The following is a 15,223-nucleotide window of genomic DNA, read 5'->3' as shown; positions in this document are numbered from 1 at the left end:
AATGATGTCCCTACTCGTGGTCGCGGTAACAGTAGCTGGGCTCACAACGCTGGCGGCCATGGCCTCGCCTGACGGATCGGAGCTTCGCGCCTCCGCGGCACATCGCATCGGTGTCGCAGTTTTTGCGCTTTACGTGGTGTGGTTCTCCGCAGTGTCGAACAATGACGTCCTTGACCGGCGGTTCTATACGGAAGACCTAGAACGCGCCAGCTACGTCAGCTTCAGCGACACACTGAATTCCAACATCTTCCAGACCCGAGCAGGCGACGATCTGCTTTACGTGGCCTTCATAGGCGTCCTTTCTCGGTTCGGAACTACCACGGAAGCCTTTTTCTCAGGGGTAGCCATCGCCTGCCTATTTGTCTACATCTGGAGCCTCAGTAAGATTCTCAACTCGTGGCAGGTCGCGTTTGTCATGCTCACTACCATCGCCCTAGGAATCTTCACCTCGTACACAAGCATCGTTGCGCGTCAGGGAATATCCATGTCCCTGATATTCGCTAGCCTGATCGTAGCTTCGGCTCTGGAGCGCAGGAAACTCGGCCTGCTTCTCGCCATAATCGGATGCTTGTTCCATTGGTCGGCTCTGCCCTTCGCGGCAGTCGCACTGATATCCGTGCGTCCATGGATAAAGCCGCGCCTAGTACTGACAGCCTGGGCCGGCATGGCCATTCTATTCGTTACGAACACACAGGAGGCGGCCCTCGGCCCGCTCGTCCGATATATCCCCAAGTACGGGGACTACACATCGAGCGAACTCGCCGAGGTCTATACTGGCGGGACTAATCGAACAGACTTCCTTCTAGCCAGCTTGGGACTTGGTGTTATTTTCCTGATCTTCCAGAAGATGCTCGAGGTTCCTCGTTGGTACGGCAGTCTCTTGAAGTCCTACTGGGCGATGAACTCGCTTTTCTTACTAATGGGTTACGTTTACTACTCCGACCGACTCGCCGCTTTCAGTTGGTTCTTGGCGCCGATTCTGCTTGCTGCACCAGCATATGCGACTAACTCGCGTCGTTCGAGAAATTTCGGCGCTCTTGTGCTACTCGGGAGCGTCTTTATCGCCTTTGCGGCGGGCCCCCTCAGTGGGACCTTGCCCTAATGTCCCGAACATTTCGACCAGCACTCACGCCGTAGTCCTAAACACATCGCGGAGGATGATTCTCACAATGATCCGCAACGACTGGGCTGTCCTCTCCAGCGCGAACGGCAGCACCAACCTGGGTGACGAAAGCATGTGGGAAGCCACTGTTCAGGAACTCAGAAGGCTCGCTAGACCGGTCCACGTCACCAGCGATTCGCATCCTAGTTTTACATCACCATTCTCGGACGTTTCACTCCTCCCCTTTCTCCATCAGACACTGCGCCGGGGGACTGCCGCCTTACCACACTACTTGGAGAGGCTATTGAGTTACCCCCGCAGATCGAGCCTCGCGTTTGAGTTAGCGGAAAAGCTCCGAACCGGCCCGCGGGACGAATTATCCCGCACGTGGTTCGAGGAGCTCAGTAACTCCGCTGGCGTCATCTTCAGTGGCGCCGGAGCCATAACCGACGATTACGCCCCTCATGGCATTGCTTCATGGTGGCTGGCAACGGAGTGGGCTCATTCGAGCGGGGTGCCCGTTCACTTCTTGGGTCAGGGCATCGGCCCGCTCGTCGATGAGCGCAATCGTCGCTACGCGGCTCGCATGCTTCGCCTCGCGACCACGATCAATGTCCGTGAGGAACATTCGGCAGAGGTGGTTCGTGGTTTGGGTGTGGACACGACGGTCTCGGTAACGCCAGACTGGGCCATCGTCAACAGGCCCGAGACCAACGATCGCGCTATCGCCTCCGCACAGGTCGACGAGTGGTTTGGCGACACGCCCTTCATCGCTTTATCGCTTCACCGACGGCACAGCACGTCCCGCAAATACCTCGAGAACTTGTCGCGCCTAGGTCAGGGCTTGGTCGATCTGGCCAGGGCGCGCGGTTGGGGTGTTGCTTTCATCCCCAACATGACCGGTTCGGCCTACTCTGACGATCGGCAAACTTTCGACAAGTTGGCAGCCCAATGGGGAGCCGGATCTCGTCAGCATGTTCATGTACTACGCGACCAGGTAGGGCCACGCGTTACCCGAGCACTTCTCGCCGAAAGTGCCGCTTTGTTCACTACTCGTTACCACCCCATGATCTTCGCCTTGGCTGAAGGAACTCCAACTGTGGGAATTTCGTTCGACGCCTATTACGATCAGAAGCTTATTGGGGCGTCAGGCATGTTCGGAGTGGCTGGCAATGTTTTCAGATTGGAGAATCTGACGGCAGAGGAAGCTATGGCTGCTGCTGCCTATTCTCCTGACGTTGATGTAGTAGCCCTAGAAGAGCAGAATTCTGCGGTGTTGCAGCGAGCGCTCGCGACGACGTGACCGTCGCAGCCTGCACTCTGTCCCAGCAGACTCCACTACCCGCAGAGCTAGCCGTCGTCGGTTCGCGTAGTCGCGAGCGGCCGAAGACGCCGTCTCACCATCCAACACCTGAGCATCAGTTTGGCCATCCATAACATCCAGTTATGCTCCGGGGGTCCCGTCCGAAGAGAGGTTCCCTCGTGCCCACTGCTGCCCCACAGGCTGCCCTGACGCACCTCGACGTGCTCGAGTCCGAGTCGATCCACATCATCCGTGAGGTCGCTGCGGAGTTCGAGCGCCCCGTCCTGATGTTCTCCGGCGGCAAGGACTCGATCGTCATGCTCCGGCTGGCCGAGCGAGCCTTCGCCCCGGCCAAGATCCCGTTCGGACTGCTCCAGGTCGACACGGGCTTCGACTTCCCCGAGGTGCTCGCTACCCGCGACCGCTGGGTCGAGCGCCTCGGCATCGAGCTGCACGTCGCCTCCGTCGAGCAGGCGATCGCCGACGGCATCGTCATCGACGACGGCAAGACCTCGCGCAACCGGCTGCAGATCGGCACGCTGCTCCACGCCATCGAGGAGCGTGGCTACACCGCAGCCTTCGGTGGCGGTCGACGCGACGAGGAGAAGGCGCGCGCCAAGGAGCGCATCTACTCACACCGCGACGACTTCGGCCAGTGGGACCCCAAGAACCAGCGCCCCGAGCTGTGGTCGCTCTACAACGGACGCATCCACGAGGGCGAGCACATGCGGATCTTCCCGCTGTCCAACTGGACCGAGCTCGACATCTGGCAGTACATCGGCCGTGAGCAGCTCGACATCCCCGAGATCTACTACTCGCACCAGCGCAGCGTCTTCGAGCGCGACGGCATGCTGCTCACCGCGAGCGAGCACAACCCCCTTCGTCCCGGCGAAGAGGCCCACGAGCGAACCGTGCGCTTCCGCACCGTCGGTGACCTCACGCTCACCGGCTGCGTCGAGTCCGACGCCAGCACCGTGGACGAGATCATCGACGAGATCTCCGTCGCCCGTCTTACCGAGCGGGGCGCCACACGTGGCGACGACCGCTTCAGCGAGGCCGCCATGGAGGACCGCAAGAAGGAGGGGTACTTCTGATGGGTATCCAGACTGAAGAGTTGATCGACGACACGTCTCGAGGCTCGTCGCAGAGCTCCTCGCACCTCGACGAACGTGGGCGGACGCAGAGCTCCTCGCCCCTCGACGAACGGGAAGAGAGGCAGAGGTCGTCGCACCTCGACGAGCGGGTGGACCTGGGGCTGCTGCGCGTCGCGACGGCCGGGTCGGTCGACGACGGCAAGTCGACGCTCATCGGGCGGCTGCTGCTCGACAGCAAGGCGATCTTCGAGGACCAGCTCGAGGCCGTCGAGGCGACGAGCAAGGCCAAGGGCCACGACCACACCGACCTCGCGCTGCTGACCGACGGCCTGCGCAGCGAGAGGGAGCAGGGCATCACCATCGATGTCGCCTACCGCTACTTCGCGACGCCGCGTCGCAAGTTCATCCTCGCCGACACCCCCGGCCACGCGCAGTACACGCGCAACATGGTCACCGGCGCCTCCACCGCCGACCTGGGCCTGGTGCTCGTCGACGCCCGCCACGGGCTGACCGAGCAGTCCCGCCGGCACACCGTCCTGCTGTCCCTGCTGCAGGTCCCCCACATCACGCTCGTGGTCAACAAGATGGACCTCGTCGACTACGACGAGTCCGTCTACGCGCAGATCCGCGAGGATTTCCTCGCCTTCACCGAGCAGCTGCAGGTGCCGGCCGTCGCGACCTTCCCCATCAGCGCGCTCGTCGGCGACAACGTCGTCGAGACCAGCGACGCGATGCCCTGGTACACGGGCACGAGTCTGCTCGAGCACCTCGAGACCGCCGACAGCGCCGACCTCTTCGAGACGAAGGGCGACCGCTTCCCCGTCCAGTACGTCATCCGTCCGCAGCAGGGCGAGCACCGCGACTACCGCGGCTACGCCGGCCGCGTCGAAGCCGGGAGCTTCCGCGTCGGCCAGGACGTCGTCGTCCTCCCCAGTGGGGTGCGCACGACGGTCGCCGGCATCGACACCCTCGACGCCACGCACGACCAAGCGGTCACCGGGCAGTCCGTGACCCTGCGTCTGGGCGACGAGGTCGACGTCTCCCGCGGCGACCTCATCGCCGATGCCGAGCACGCCCCCGAGGTGACCCGCGAAATCACCGCGACCGTCTGCTGGATGACGACCGGCACGCTGCACAGCCGGCAGAAGCTCCTCCTCAAGCACACCACCCGCACGGTCAAGGCGATCGTCGACGGCCTCGGCGCGCGCCTGGACGTCAACACGCTCGAGCGTGACGGCGAGGTCAGCGAGCTGGGGCTCAACGAGGTGGGCACGGTCTCCCTGCGCCTGTCGCAGCCACTGGCAGTCGACGCCTACGCGACCCACCGGGCGACGGGGTCCTTCATCCTCATCGACCCGGCCACCGGCAACACAGTCGGCGCCGGGATGATCTCGGGTACACACGGGGTCGAGTACACGATCTGACGGGTATCCCACGCCCCAACGTCTTCCGGTCCGCCCACCGTGGCCCGTCGAGGTCAGTCCGCGCGACGGCGAGACCCTCGTGCTCACGCGCAAGAGTGAGTACGAGGAGCACTACGCCGCCGTCTCGATGGCGGCGGACCTCATCGCCTCGTCGCTAGCCCTGGCGAAAGCCCACTGGTGATGCGTCTTCAGCAGCGCTTCCCCGTTGCTGCGTTTCCTCGGCGGAAATGACCAAGGAGAGTTCGCACGCGAGATGCTGAGACGATGCGAGCCTGTGCTGCCATTCGGGAGCTTCGGCCCCTGTTGGTGAGCTGGCTGAGTGGCGTTCCACCGCAGCAGCACGTGCAGTGGGAACGAACGCCAGATCTGATCTGGAATGGTTGGACGAGCTCGCGCCTGCCCCCGCCCTCAGCCGCTCCCTGAACTGACATCAGGCTCTCGTAAGAACGAAAGAACGCTAGCGAGCCATCTGTCGACGCACGCGATGCCACAGGACCTGCACTCGGCCCCGGTACTCGAGGTCGTTGGTCAGTGCCCAGAACTTGGCCGCGTCGGGAGTCAGCAAGAGTTGTTCCAACAGCACCTGGGGCAGGTGGTGAGGAGCCTGTCGCATGGTGTCCCGCAACAGGTCAAGCCGGTTGTAGCTGAACGGGTTGGCGATCCACTCGGCTTCTTCGGACGATGGCGGGTCCGTCGGTCGCTCTCCCCCGAGTGCGACGATCAGGTCCGCCGCGGTGTGCCGGGCTCCCACCGCACGAGCAGCCGCAGCAAGGTCATGGGGATCGCAGGTGACCGCGGCACGATCAACCACCTGACCGGCCGCCACTGCACGAGCGGTGGGCGGCTGCGGCTTCACCGCGTTCAGCAACTCCATGATCAGTGCGTGGTCTCGACCGACCGTGGTCACCTCCTGATGCGCAATGACGACGCTCTCGCGCTCATGCCACAAGGTGTCGAAGACATCTTGTGCGAGCATCCCCTCGAACCGCTGGTGCAGGTCCACGGTCGCGGGCATCTGGTCGTGCCGAAGCGTCACCGAGTACTTCGTGTGTTCCAGGCCGGGCGGCAGGTTGTACGACACCACCTTCCAGCCGCCAGCCACCAAGACGTCAGTCGCAGTTGCGTACACCTCCGGCGCGACCAGTAGGTCGATGTCGTTGCTCTGCCTCGGCCGACGCACCCCGAGCTCCACGAAGGCCGGGCCCTTGATGGCGAGGGATCGGATCCCCGCGTCGGCGAGCAACCGCTGCAGCCACACCGTACCCAGGGGCACGGCTTCGGCGAGGGTCAGCGGGATGCTGCTCACGGCGTGACCTCCTCGACGACACCGAGCCCGCCGAGGGACTCGACGAAGCTCGCGACGAAGGCGACTACCTCCCCTTCGTCCACGACGCCCGCGGCAGCGACCTCGAGGTCCGCCTGCGCGACCGGTCCGTCCCCGAGGGCGGTCCACAGCGCGGCGAAGGGCGCCTGCACATGCATCGGCACCGCCTGCGCCCCGCGCCGGGTGTCGACCAACGCGACGCGGTGGGCATCACCCACCCAGGCGACGCCGGGGGCGATCCGCCAGTGGGTCACCGGCGCTCCCTTCGTCGTGGGGTCTCGAGGCTCGGCCGCGGGCGGCCTCGCACCTCGACCAACGTGCGGTCAGTTCGCGGGCGGCCTCGCACCTCGACCAACGTGCGGTCAGTTCGCGGGCGGCCCCGCACCTCGACCACCGTACGGTCAGCCCGCGTGGGCGGCGACCGCAGCGGCGACGGCCTCGGCGACGCCCTCCTGGAAAACCGGCGGGACGATCTTGTCCGCCGAGGGCTCCTCGACGAGGTCGGCGATGGCGCGGGCGGCGGCGAGCTTCATCTCCTCGCTGATCTGCACCCCGCCGGCGTCGAGCGCACCGCGGAAGATGCCCGGGAAGGCGAGCACGTTGTTGATCTGGTTGGGGTAGTCGCTGCGGCCCGTCGCGACGACCGCCGCGTACTTGTGCGCGAGGTCGGGGTGGACCTCGGGCGTGGGGTTGGCCAAGGCGAAGATCATGCAGTCGTCGGCCATCGAGGCGACCTGCTCCTCGGGTACCGAGCCGCCGGAGACACCGATGTAGACGTCGGCACCCTTGAGCGCGTCGCCGATGGTGCCAGTCTTGCCCGAGACGTTGGTCGTCGCCGCGAGCATCTCCTTGTGCGCCACGAGGTCGTTGCGGTGCTTGCCGATGATGCCTCGCGAGTCGCACACGACGACGTCGGTGACACCGGCGAGCTGGAGCAGCTGGGTCACGGCGACGCCGGCCGCACCGGCGCCCGAGACGACGACGCTCAGCGTCGACATCTGGCGGTCGAGGACCCGGCAGGCGTTGATCAGGCCCGCGAGCACGACGATCGCCGTGCCGTGCTGGTCGTCGTGGAAGACGGGGATGTCGAGCCGCTCGCGCAACTTGCGCTCGAGGTCGAAGCAGCGCGGCGCCGAGATGTCCTCGAGGTTGATGCCACCGAAGCTCGGCGCCATGCGCGCGATCGCGTCGACGAGCTCGTCGACCGACCCCGACTCGAGGCAGACCGGGATCGCGTCGACCCCGCCGAAGTGCTTGAAGAGGACCGCCTTGCCCTCCATGACCGGCATCGCGGCGAGCGGGCCGATGTCGCCCAGGCCCAGCACGGCCGTGCCGTCGGTGACGACCGCGACCGTGTTGTTGCGGGCGGTGTAGGCGCGCGAGAGCGCCGGGTCCTGCTCGATCGCCAGGCACACGTCGGCGACACCGGGGGTGTAGAGCAGGGAGAGGTCGTCCTCGTCGCGCAGCGGCTTCGTGGCCCGTACCTCGACCTTGCCACCCTCGTGGGCGACGAACTGCGGTGCAGTCAGGTCGAAGGTGGTGGTGGGCTCGGACGCAGACACGGCAGACAAACCTCGGCAGAACTCGGTGAAGCAGATGGTGGGGGGGCGCCCTGCAGCGGCCGGGTGGGGCCACGACGGGCGGCGGGTGAGCCGAGCGCAATCCTCGCACATCGGGCGAGCGGGTTTCGAGGCTCCTTCGTCACACGTCGGGCGGGCTGGTTTCGAGGCTCCTTCGTCGCTCCTCAACCAGCGGAGGTCGTCGCACCTCAACCAGCGGAGGTCGTCGCACCTCAACCAGCGGAGGTCATCGCACCTCAACCAGCGGAGGTCGTCGCACCTCAACCAGCGGAGGTCGTCGCTCCTCAACCAGCGGAGGTCGTCGCACCTCAACCAGCGGAGAAGGTGCGATGATCGACTTCGGACACGATCTGGTCAATTTCGGACACACGGCGAAGAGTCAGGAGATGGTCAGTTGAATCTTGAAGGGCAGCACACCAGCCTCCGGGGGGAGACGCCGAGCGCACCGGCGGCCGCGTGGCGCCCCGTGACGGATGACATCCGGGGCCGCCACGTGGCGGGACCCGCAACCGTCGACATCGACCGGCAGCGCTACCCCGTCCACATGGCCCTCGTCCTCGAGGGCACCTGCCGGCTGCGACGCCACGACGGCACGCTCGTCCCGCTCCCCCACTCCACGCTCGTCATCGAGCCCGTCCACGCGACGATCGAGGTGCTCGACGGGGCACGCCTCGGGCTGGCGAGCTTCGTGTCGGTCGCCTCCGGCCCCGGTCTGCTCGAGACCGCGCCCGGGCTGAGGCAGATCGCCCCCGTCGACCCGGCCCTGACCCGGATCACCGAGGTCGTCCTCGCCTCGGTGCTTGCCGAGCCGCCGACCGGGACCTTCGCCCGCCACCTCATCGAGCGCACGCTGCGCGACCTGCTGGGCGGCCTCTTCCTCGACAGCCGGCTGCGGCCGACGAGCGCGCCCGAGCACAGCCTCTACTCGGCGGTCGTGCACCACATCGCCGACCACTACACCGACCGGGGCCTTGGGCCCGAGTCCATCGCGGCCGTCTTCAACGTCTCGACGCGCCACCTCTCCCGCGCCTTCCAGGAGCAGGCCACGACCGTCAGTGCGAGCATCGCCTCGATCCGGGTCAACGTCGCGGCCGCCCTCATCACCCAGCAGCCGGACCTCGGGTTGGCCGAGGTCAGCACCAAGAGCGGCTTCTCGTCGCTGCAGGCGATGCGCCGTGCCTTCCGCGCCAACGACCGGACCTCCCCTTCGGCCATGCGGACCTTGGCCGCACAGCGGCACCGCGCCGCCAACCGCTCCCGCCACGCGCCCGATGCCGCAGGTGATGGTCAGTGACGCTGCACGGGTCTACGATCCTGTGATCGAGGCACAGTCGGCGCCTCCCCCTTCGCCACGGAGCACCCCATGCACGCCCGCCCCCTCCTTGCCCTGCTCCTCTCCTGCGGACTTGCCGGCGGCGCCCTCGCCACGAGTGCGCAGGCCGCCCCCGGGACTGCCGACGACGCCCTCGTGCGGCTCACCGGCGAGGTGATGCGCACCTCCGTCGAGACGAAGGGGGGCACCGCCTTCACCGCGCTGCGCGTGGGTGATCGCTTCGTCCCCGTGACCGGGGCCGGGGTCGACGACGTCCCTGTCGGGGCCACCGCGACGGTCGACGTCGCCGTGCCGCAGGTCGTCACCGAGGCCGCCGAGGCCGACGGCACCTCGACGATCACCTCGCTCGGCGGGGAGGACACCCGACACGACCTCGGGCCAGCCGACCTCGCGGCCGCCTCCGACAGCAGCCCGGCACCCGCGTCGTCGGCCATCGGGCGGGCGACCCGCGATGCCGCCTTCGCTCCGGGCGCCAGCGCCCTGAGCGTCGACCGGCTCGTCACGACCCGGGCCTCGACCGCCGCCTACACGCCGGCCACCCGCCGGATCACCTATGTCGAGGTCACGCCGCGGGGCATGACGCGCCACCCGGTGACGAGCGCGGAGGCCACGACCCAGGTCGCTGGTGCCGACGCCTACTGGCGCGACCAGTCCCGCAGCGAGCTCAAGATCGCGGCCCCGACGGTCAAGCCGCGCTACACCTCGGCCTACTCGTGCGACACCGACCCGTGGGTCATCTGGAACGAGGCGATGGAGCGCACCGGCTGGACCGGCAGCGCCAACTCCAGCCTCGTGCTGTCGATGCCGCCCGCGGCCTCCGACACCTACTGCGGCTACGGGCTCGGGTCGATCGGTGGCTCCCCCAACAGCGCCGGCTTCGTCAACGTCGCCGACCGACTCCACCCCGTCCTGACCCACGAGATCGGGCACAACATGTCGCTCGGCCACGCCAACTTCCTCGTGTGCAGCGGCCGCAGCGACGCGGCCCGCTCCGGCAGCGGGTGGGCGAGCGGGTGCTTCGAGGACCCCTACGGCGACAGCCTCGACAACATGGGCGGGGCCGGCTCCGACGAGCCCCACGCACCGATGCTCTCCTCCCCGCACGCGATCCGCACCGGCATGCTCTCCTCGGCGGCCACGGTCACGGCGGGGTCGGGCACGACACGCGTGACCCTGCAGCCGATGTCGGGTCGCGCGGGCATCCGCGCGGCGAAGGTCAAGGACGTCTCGACCGGCGTCACCTACTACGTCGAGTACCGCACGCCGACCGGGCGCGACGCCTCCAACGTCTGGGACATGGCGACCGGCGTGCGCGTGCTGCGCGTCGGGCCCGACCAGTCCTCCGTTCTGCTCGACCCCACACCCACCGGCGGCTGGGACCCCGACGCGGTGCTCACCGCAGGCCGCACCGTGACGAGCTACGGCGGTCGGGTACGGGTGACGACCGTGTCGACCTCGTCGACGCAGGCGGTCATCGACATCAGCAACAACACCACGCTCGGCACGTTCACCGTCAAGGCCTCGCCGCGCATCAGCGGGACCAAGGGGGTCGGCAAGACCCTCACCGCATCGACCGGCTCGTGGTCGCCGACGCCCTCGTCCTACTCCTACCGGTGGAAGCGCAACGGCGTCGCGATCTCCGGGGCGACCGGCCGCACCTACACGGCCAAGACCGCCGACGCCGGTCGCTACCTCACCGTGACGGTGACCGCCAAGCGCAGCGGCTACACCTCGCGCGCAGTGACCTCGGGCAAGGTCGGGGTCCCGATCCACGCGACGACCCGCCCCTACATCTCCGGCACGCCCAAGGTCGGGCGCACCTCGACGGTCATGGTCGGGTCGTGGACGCCCACGCCGAAGAGCTACTCCTACCAGTGGTACCGCAACGGCGTGGCGATCAGCGGCGCGACAGCCAAGACCTACACGGCGCGCTCCTTCGACCGGGGCAAGCGGCTCCAGGTCAAGGTCATCGCCCGCCGGTCCGGCTACTCCACGGGCATCGTGACGACCTACAGCAAGACGGTGCAGTAGCGCGGTCGGCGGGCGCTCAGTGGGCGCTCAGGGCGCGCTCGAGGGCGGCGACGACCTCGGGGTCGTAGTCGTAACCGAGGCCCAGGTGCAGGCGCTCGAGGGCGACGGCGCGGGCGCGGGGTGAGACCGCGCCCTCGGTGATGTCGTCCCAGGCGTTGGCGACCCGCACGATGCGCGAAGGGAGCGGGATCCGTTCGCCGAACTCGCGGGCCCGACGGAAGGGGGTGCGCACCTGGTCGAGATAGGGCGTGAGCTCGGCGAGCTGCGGGGTGCCCGCGATGACCCGTTTGACCGAGCGGGCCATCACCGCCTCCTCCGAGGTGCTCGCGTGGATCGTCGCGCCGGTGCGCAGCGGCTCGTCGAGCCCGAGCTGGCCCACGTCGTGCAGCAGCGCGGTGCGCTCGATGTCGCGCAGCATCGCGACGTCGACAGCCATCTCCCGGCCGATGGAGACGCTGAGGTCGGCGACCCGCTGGACGTGCCCGGCACGGGTCAGCTCGGTGATCTCGCTGAAGCGGGACAGGGCGATCACGGCTTCCTCCATGGCCTGTCGGGTGGCGACGACGCGCTGGACCGAGAGGTAACTGAGCAGCACCGGGAGGATGAGGAGCGGGGTGGCGGCCCAGTCGAGCACCGGGCTGGCGAGCGCGATGAGCGGGCCGGTGGCGACCGTGGCCATCGAGATGCCGGCAAGGGGGCCCACCTCCGCCGCCACGATGTGGGCAAACGAGCCGCGCTGCCCGATCCACACGACGAGGTTGTCGAGCACCCGCTCGACGAGGCCGCCCGCGAGCGCGGCGAGGAGCAGGCCGAGTGCCCCGAGAGCCGCATGGGTCTGCACGTCGAAGGCCCACTCGACGAGCGTTTGCCCGTCGGTGACGATGCCGCGAGCGATGAGTGTCGTCACGGCCATGCCGAGGAAGCGCGAGCCCAACGAGCCCTCGACGACCGACAGCCCCCGCAGGCGCGCGATGAGACCGCCGAGCAGGATGCACAGCCACACCACGGCGAGCACCGTCCACGCCGAGAGCCGCACGCCGCTGGCGGCCAGTGGGGTGAGGATGAACCCGAGCGCCGGCGCCGTCGTCAGCGGCGCGATGACCCTGCCCGAGATACGCATCGGCAGCTGCTCCCCGAGGACGATCGCGACCAGGGCGACGAGCGTCAGCGGTCTGATCTGTTCCTCGGTGACGTCGGCGCGCAGTGCTGCGACCGACCCGAGCAGGACGGCGACGGCGAAGAGCACCAGGCCCGGCCGGCGAGCCACCGCGGCCATCAGACGACTCCCCGCCGCGGGAGCTGGTCACGCTCGAGCGCGCGCCGCAGGGCGGCCACGCAGTGCTCGTCGAGACTCTCCCCGACCATCCGCTCGCAGTGGGCCACGGCGTCTGCCGGGGACCCCCCTTCGGCCACGTGGTGGCCCCACGTGTCGGCGACGGCGAGCACCCGGCCACCGGGCGGGATGTCGGCGCCGCGCAGACCGTGCGGGTGCCCGAGGCCGTCGACGCGCTCGTGGTGGGCGGCGATGAGGTCGAGTGGCTCGCGCAGGAAGGTCACCGACCCCACGACCTGGGCAGCGGCCTCCGGGTGGTCACGCCGGACGATCGCCGGCGGCGCCCCGTCGAGGGCGAGCATGCCGACGTCGCGCAGGCGGGCCGCCGTGGCGATCTCGTCGACCTCGGCCGAACCCATGCCCATGCCCGTGGCGACAGCACTCGCCGCCCCGGTCACGAGCCGGGTCTCCTCGGCCGCTCCGGGGTGGCGCAGGTCGAGGGCTTCGACGAAGGGGGTGAGCAGCGCGTGACGGGTGGACCACTCCGTGGCGTGCGTGTGCAGACCCCACTGGATGACGAGGATGGCGGGGAGGAAGAGGACCGCGGAGGCCAGGCCGAGACCGGCGGGGGCCCAGAGGATGACCAAGAGGTAGGCGGCAATGCCGTAGCTGGCGTAGGAGGGGATGACCTGCCTGACCAGCTCCAGCGAGATCACCCGCAGGGATCCGGCGTTGCTGCGTTGCAGGACCACCGAGAGGAGCCCTGCGTTGACGACGGCGGCGACGAGGGCCGCAGCGGTCATCGCGACGGCCAAGGCGACCGGCCCGGGGTCGTCGGTGCCACTGGTGAGGATCTCCCCGCCCGCCAACCAATAGGCGAGCGACCCGGCGAGGAGGAAGAGGACGCGCTGGCTGGCGTTGAACAATCGCTTGAGCGGCTCGTTGCGGTCCACGATGACCGGGAGGCCACCGACAAGGGCTGCACCGACCGGGCCCAAGAGCGGTATCGCCGCGATCTGGACGATGCCTGACGCCGAAACCTGCACCGGCCCGATGGCCTGAGGACGCCCGACGGCGGCAACCATCGCGACAGCAAGCATCGCAACAACCCAAGTGAGGGGCTTGGGTGGACCGATCACTACTACTGTGCCGATGGTCGCGGCAACGGCCACCGCAGCAACAGTCAGGACATAAGGACGGGCCGACCGTTGACCGGCCGACTCCGGGGTGTCCTTACGCGCGGCGACGCTCAGTCGAGGTCAGATGCGGTGCCGGCTTCCGGCAGCGCCCAGTCCCAGCTGGGCTCGGTCACGCCGGCCCAGTCGTAACTGGCTGCCCTGAAACCAAGGAGGCCGGCGAGGGAGAAAGCCATGGTGGCCGACGCGAGCATGATGGTGATCTTCTTCACGAGGCCCATGATGCCACCTCATGGGCCGTCATCACTAGCACGACGTGAGTCGTGATCCGAGCGTTGTGTCAGAATGACCGCCTGTATTCGGTCCCAGTCGGCTGGGACACCACAGTCAAGGAGTCACCATGAGCAAGCGCGCCCGCAAGCGTCGCTCCCGCAAGGGCAAGGCCGCCAACCACGGCAAGAAGCCCAACAGCTGAGCACTGCACCACCTGTCGAAGGGGGCCGCACCGGATCACCGGTGCGGCCCCCTTCACGTTGGTCGAGGTGCAAGGCCGTCCACCACGTTGGTCGAGGAGCAAGGCCGCCCGCGGCCGAGCCTCGAGACCTGGTCCCACGCTGGTCGAGGTGCAAGGCCGCCCGCGGCCGAGCCTCGAGACCCCGCACCACGCTGGTCGAGGAGCGAGGCCGCCCGCGGCCGAGCCTCGAGACCCGGTCCCACGCTGGTCGAGGTGCAAGGCCGCCCGCGGCCGAGCCTCGAGACCCCGCACCACGCTGGTCGAGGAGCGAGGCCGCCCGCGGCCGAGCCTCGAGACCCGGTCCCACGCTGGTCGAGGTGCAAGGCCGTCCGCGGCCGAGCCTCGAGACCCCGCACCACGCTGGTCGAGGTGCAAGGCCGTCCGCGGCCGAGCCTCGAGACCCGGTCCCACGCTGGTCGAGGTGCAAGGCCGTCCGCGGCCGAGCCTCGAAACCCGGTCCCACGCTGGTCGAGGTGCAAGGCCGCCCGCGGCTGAGCCTCGAGACCTGGTGAGACGCATCCGCAGGCCCACCAGGTCTCGAGGGTCACCTCGACCAACGTTGGGGTCTCGAGGGTCCTCGCAGAGCTCGGACCACCTCGACCAACGTGTGGCCACCTCGACCAACGTGGGGCGTCAGGCCGGCGGGCGACCTCCCCTTCGCCGTGACGCCTGCTGGATCGCCTCCCAATCACCGCGCATCAGTGCCTCGCGCTTCTTGCGAGACCACCCTTGGATCTTCTTCTCCCACGCATAGGCCTCGGCGATGCTGTCCGTCGCCTGTGCCCAGCGAAGCGTGACGGGCAGCCGACGACTGGTGTACTTCGCTCCCTTGCCGGACGCGTGCTGCTGCAACCTCGCCTCGAGGTCCCATGTGCTGCCGACGTAGTAGGAGCCATCGGAGCATTCGAGGATGTAGACGTGGGGCATGTCCTGATTGCACCCGAAGGGCGTGGAGGCGGCGGGCGGTTTTCCACAGGCGGCCGGTCTCGAGCCTCACCGGGTCTCGAGGGCCCTCGCAGAGCTCGGGCCACCTCGACCAACGTGGGGGGCCGGGAATGGGGACGGGTGTCGGGCTGTTGGACAGCGGGAAGACATGCCGCGAAGGACAG

The 15,223-nt window shown here is 68.0% G+C and carries 14 protein-coding genes; 7 read left to right on the top strand and 7 right to left on the bottom strand.

The window, feature by feature from the left end:
* Window positions 1-4: 4 nt before the first annotated feature.
* From B9B60_RS00165 to B9B60_RS00150, 4 genes are all read left to right on the top strand, one after another.
* A complete protein-coding gene (locus tag B9B60_RS00165) occupies window positions 5-1,102 on the top strand; it encodes an EpsG family protein (RefSeq protein ID WP_159451123.1) in 1,098 nt (365 codons plus the stop codon).
* A gap of 67 nt (window positions 1,103-1,169) precedes the next feature.
* A complete protein-coding gene (locus B9B60_RS00160) occupies window positions 1,170-2,405 on the top strand; it encodes a polysaccharide pyruvyl transferase family protein (protein ID WP_159451122.1) in 1,236 nt (411 codons plus the stop codon).
* A gap of 179 nt (window positions 2,406-2,584) precedes the next feature.
* Entirely contained in the window at window positions 2,585-3,499 is a 915-nt protein-coding gene (gene cysD, locus B9B60_RS00155; protein WP_200811073.1) for a sulfate adenylyltransferase subunit CysD, read from the top strand.
* Window positions 3,499-4,923, top strand: coding sequence for a sulfate adenylyltransferase subunit 1 (locus B9B60_RS00150; protein ID WP_234993674.1), 1,425 nt, complete (start codon window positions 3,499-3,501; stop codon window positions 4,921-4,923). The genes cysD and B9B60_RS00150 overlap by 1 nt, the downstream gene beginning before the upstream one ends.
* A 457-nt stretch (window positions 4,924-5,380) precedes the next feature.
* On the opposite strand, the gene B9B60_RS00145 is transcribed toward B9B60_RS00150, so the two are convergent.
* The 3 genes from B9B60_RS00145 to B9B60_RS00140 form a co-directional block, all read right to left on the bottom strand.
* On the bottom strand, window positions 5,381-6,229 hold the full coding sequence (locus tag B9B60_RS00145) for a nucleotidyltransferase family protein (RefSeq protein ID WP_159451121.1): 849 nt from the start codon (window positions 6,227-6,229) through the stop codon (window positions 5,381-5,383).
* Window positions 6,226-6,501 (bottom strand): hypothetical protein, encoded by a 276-nt coding sequence (locus B9B60_RS17075; RefSeq protein WP_159451120.1) that lies wholly within the window; start codon window positions 6,499-6,501, stop codon window positions 6,226-6,228. Before B9B60_RS17075 ends, B9B60_RS00145 begins: the two co-directional genes overlap by 4 nt.
* A gap of 147 nt (window positions 6,502-6,648) precedes the next feature.
* Complete coding sequence (locus B9B60_RS00140) at window positions 6,649-7,809, bottom strand: NAD(P)-dependent malic enzyme (protein WP_084449318.1); 1,161 nt, start codon at window positions 7,807-7,809, stop codon at window positions 6,649-6,651.
* 484 nt (window positions 7,810-8,293) lie between these two features.
* Here B9B60_RS00140 and B9B60_RS00135 point away from each other — a divergent pair, with 484 nt between their 5' ends.
* Window positions 8,294-9,121 carry an AraC family transcriptional regulator gene (locus tag B9B60_RS00135; RefSeq protein ID WP_143445364.1) on the top strand — a complete coding sequence of 276 codons (828 nt, stop codon included), beginning with the start codon at window positions 8,294-8,296 and terminating at the stop codon, window positions 9,119-9,121.
* Window positions 9,122-9,190: 69 nt separating this feature from the next.
* The gene (locus tag B9B60_RS00130; RefSeq protein ID WP_084449316.1) at window positions 9,191-11,191 is read left to right on the top strand and encodes a hypothetical protein; all 2,001 of its coding nucleotides are present in this window, start codon (window positions 9,191-9,193) and stop codon (window positions 11,189-11,191) included.
* 16 nt (window positions 11,192-11,207) lie between these two features.
* Here B9B60_RS00130 and B9B60_RS00125 read toward each other — a convergent pair whose 3' ends face one another.
* From B9B60_RS00125 to B9B60_RS17070, 3 genes are all read right to left on the bottom strand, one after another.
* Window positions 11,208-12,467, bottom strand: coding sequence for an HD-GYP domain-containing protein (locus B9B60_RS00125; RefSeq protein ID WP_084449315.1), 1,260 nt, complete (start codon window positions 12,465-12,467; stop codon window positions 11,208-11,210).
* Window positions 12,467-13,417, bottom strand: a complete 951-nt coding sequence (locus B9B60_RS00120) for an HD-GYP domain-containing protein (RefSeq protein WP_143445363.1) — start codon at window positions 13,415-13,417, stop codon at window positions 12,467-12,469. The genes B9B60_RS00125 and B9B60_RS00120 overlap by 1 nt, the downstream gene beginning before the upstream one ends.
* Window positions 13,418-13,713: 296 nt before the next feature.
* Window positions 13,714-13,872: a hypothetical protein gene (locus B9B60_RS17070; RefSeq protein ID WP_159451119.1), complete on the bottom strand. Its 159-nt coding sequence runs from the start codon at window positions 13,870-13,872 to the stop codon at window positions 13,714-13,716.
* Between the two features lie 128 nt (window positions 13,873-14,000).
* Between B9B60_RS17070 and B9B60_RS17815 the strand changes: the two genes are divergently transcribed.
* Window positions 14,001-14,075, top strand: a complete 75-nt coding sequence (locus B9B60_RS17815; protein WP_370543570.1) for a 50S ribosomal protein bL37 — start codon at window positions 14,001-14,003, stop codon at window positions 14,073-14,075.
* A gap of 672 nt (window positions 14,076-14,747) precedes the next feature.
* On the opposite strand, the gene B9B60_RS00115 is transcribed toward B9B60_RS17815, so the two are convergent.
* Window positions 14,748-15,041 carry a GIY-YIG nuclease family protein gene (locus B9B60_RS00115; protein ID WP_084449313.1) on the bottom strand — a complete coding sequence of 98 codons (294 nt, stop codon included), beginning with the start codon at window positions 15,039-15,041 and terminating at the stop codon, window positions 14,748-14,750.
* Window positions 15,042-15,223 lie beyond the last annotated feature (182 nt).

This window comes from Janibacter indicus, from assembly GCF_900176385.1.
In the GTDB taxonomy this organism is placed as follows: Bacteria; Actinomycetota; Actinomycetes; order Actinomycetales; family Dermatophilaceae; genus Janibacter; species Janibacter indicus.
This window is presented reverse-complemented; position numbering and strand designations above follow the sequence as displayed.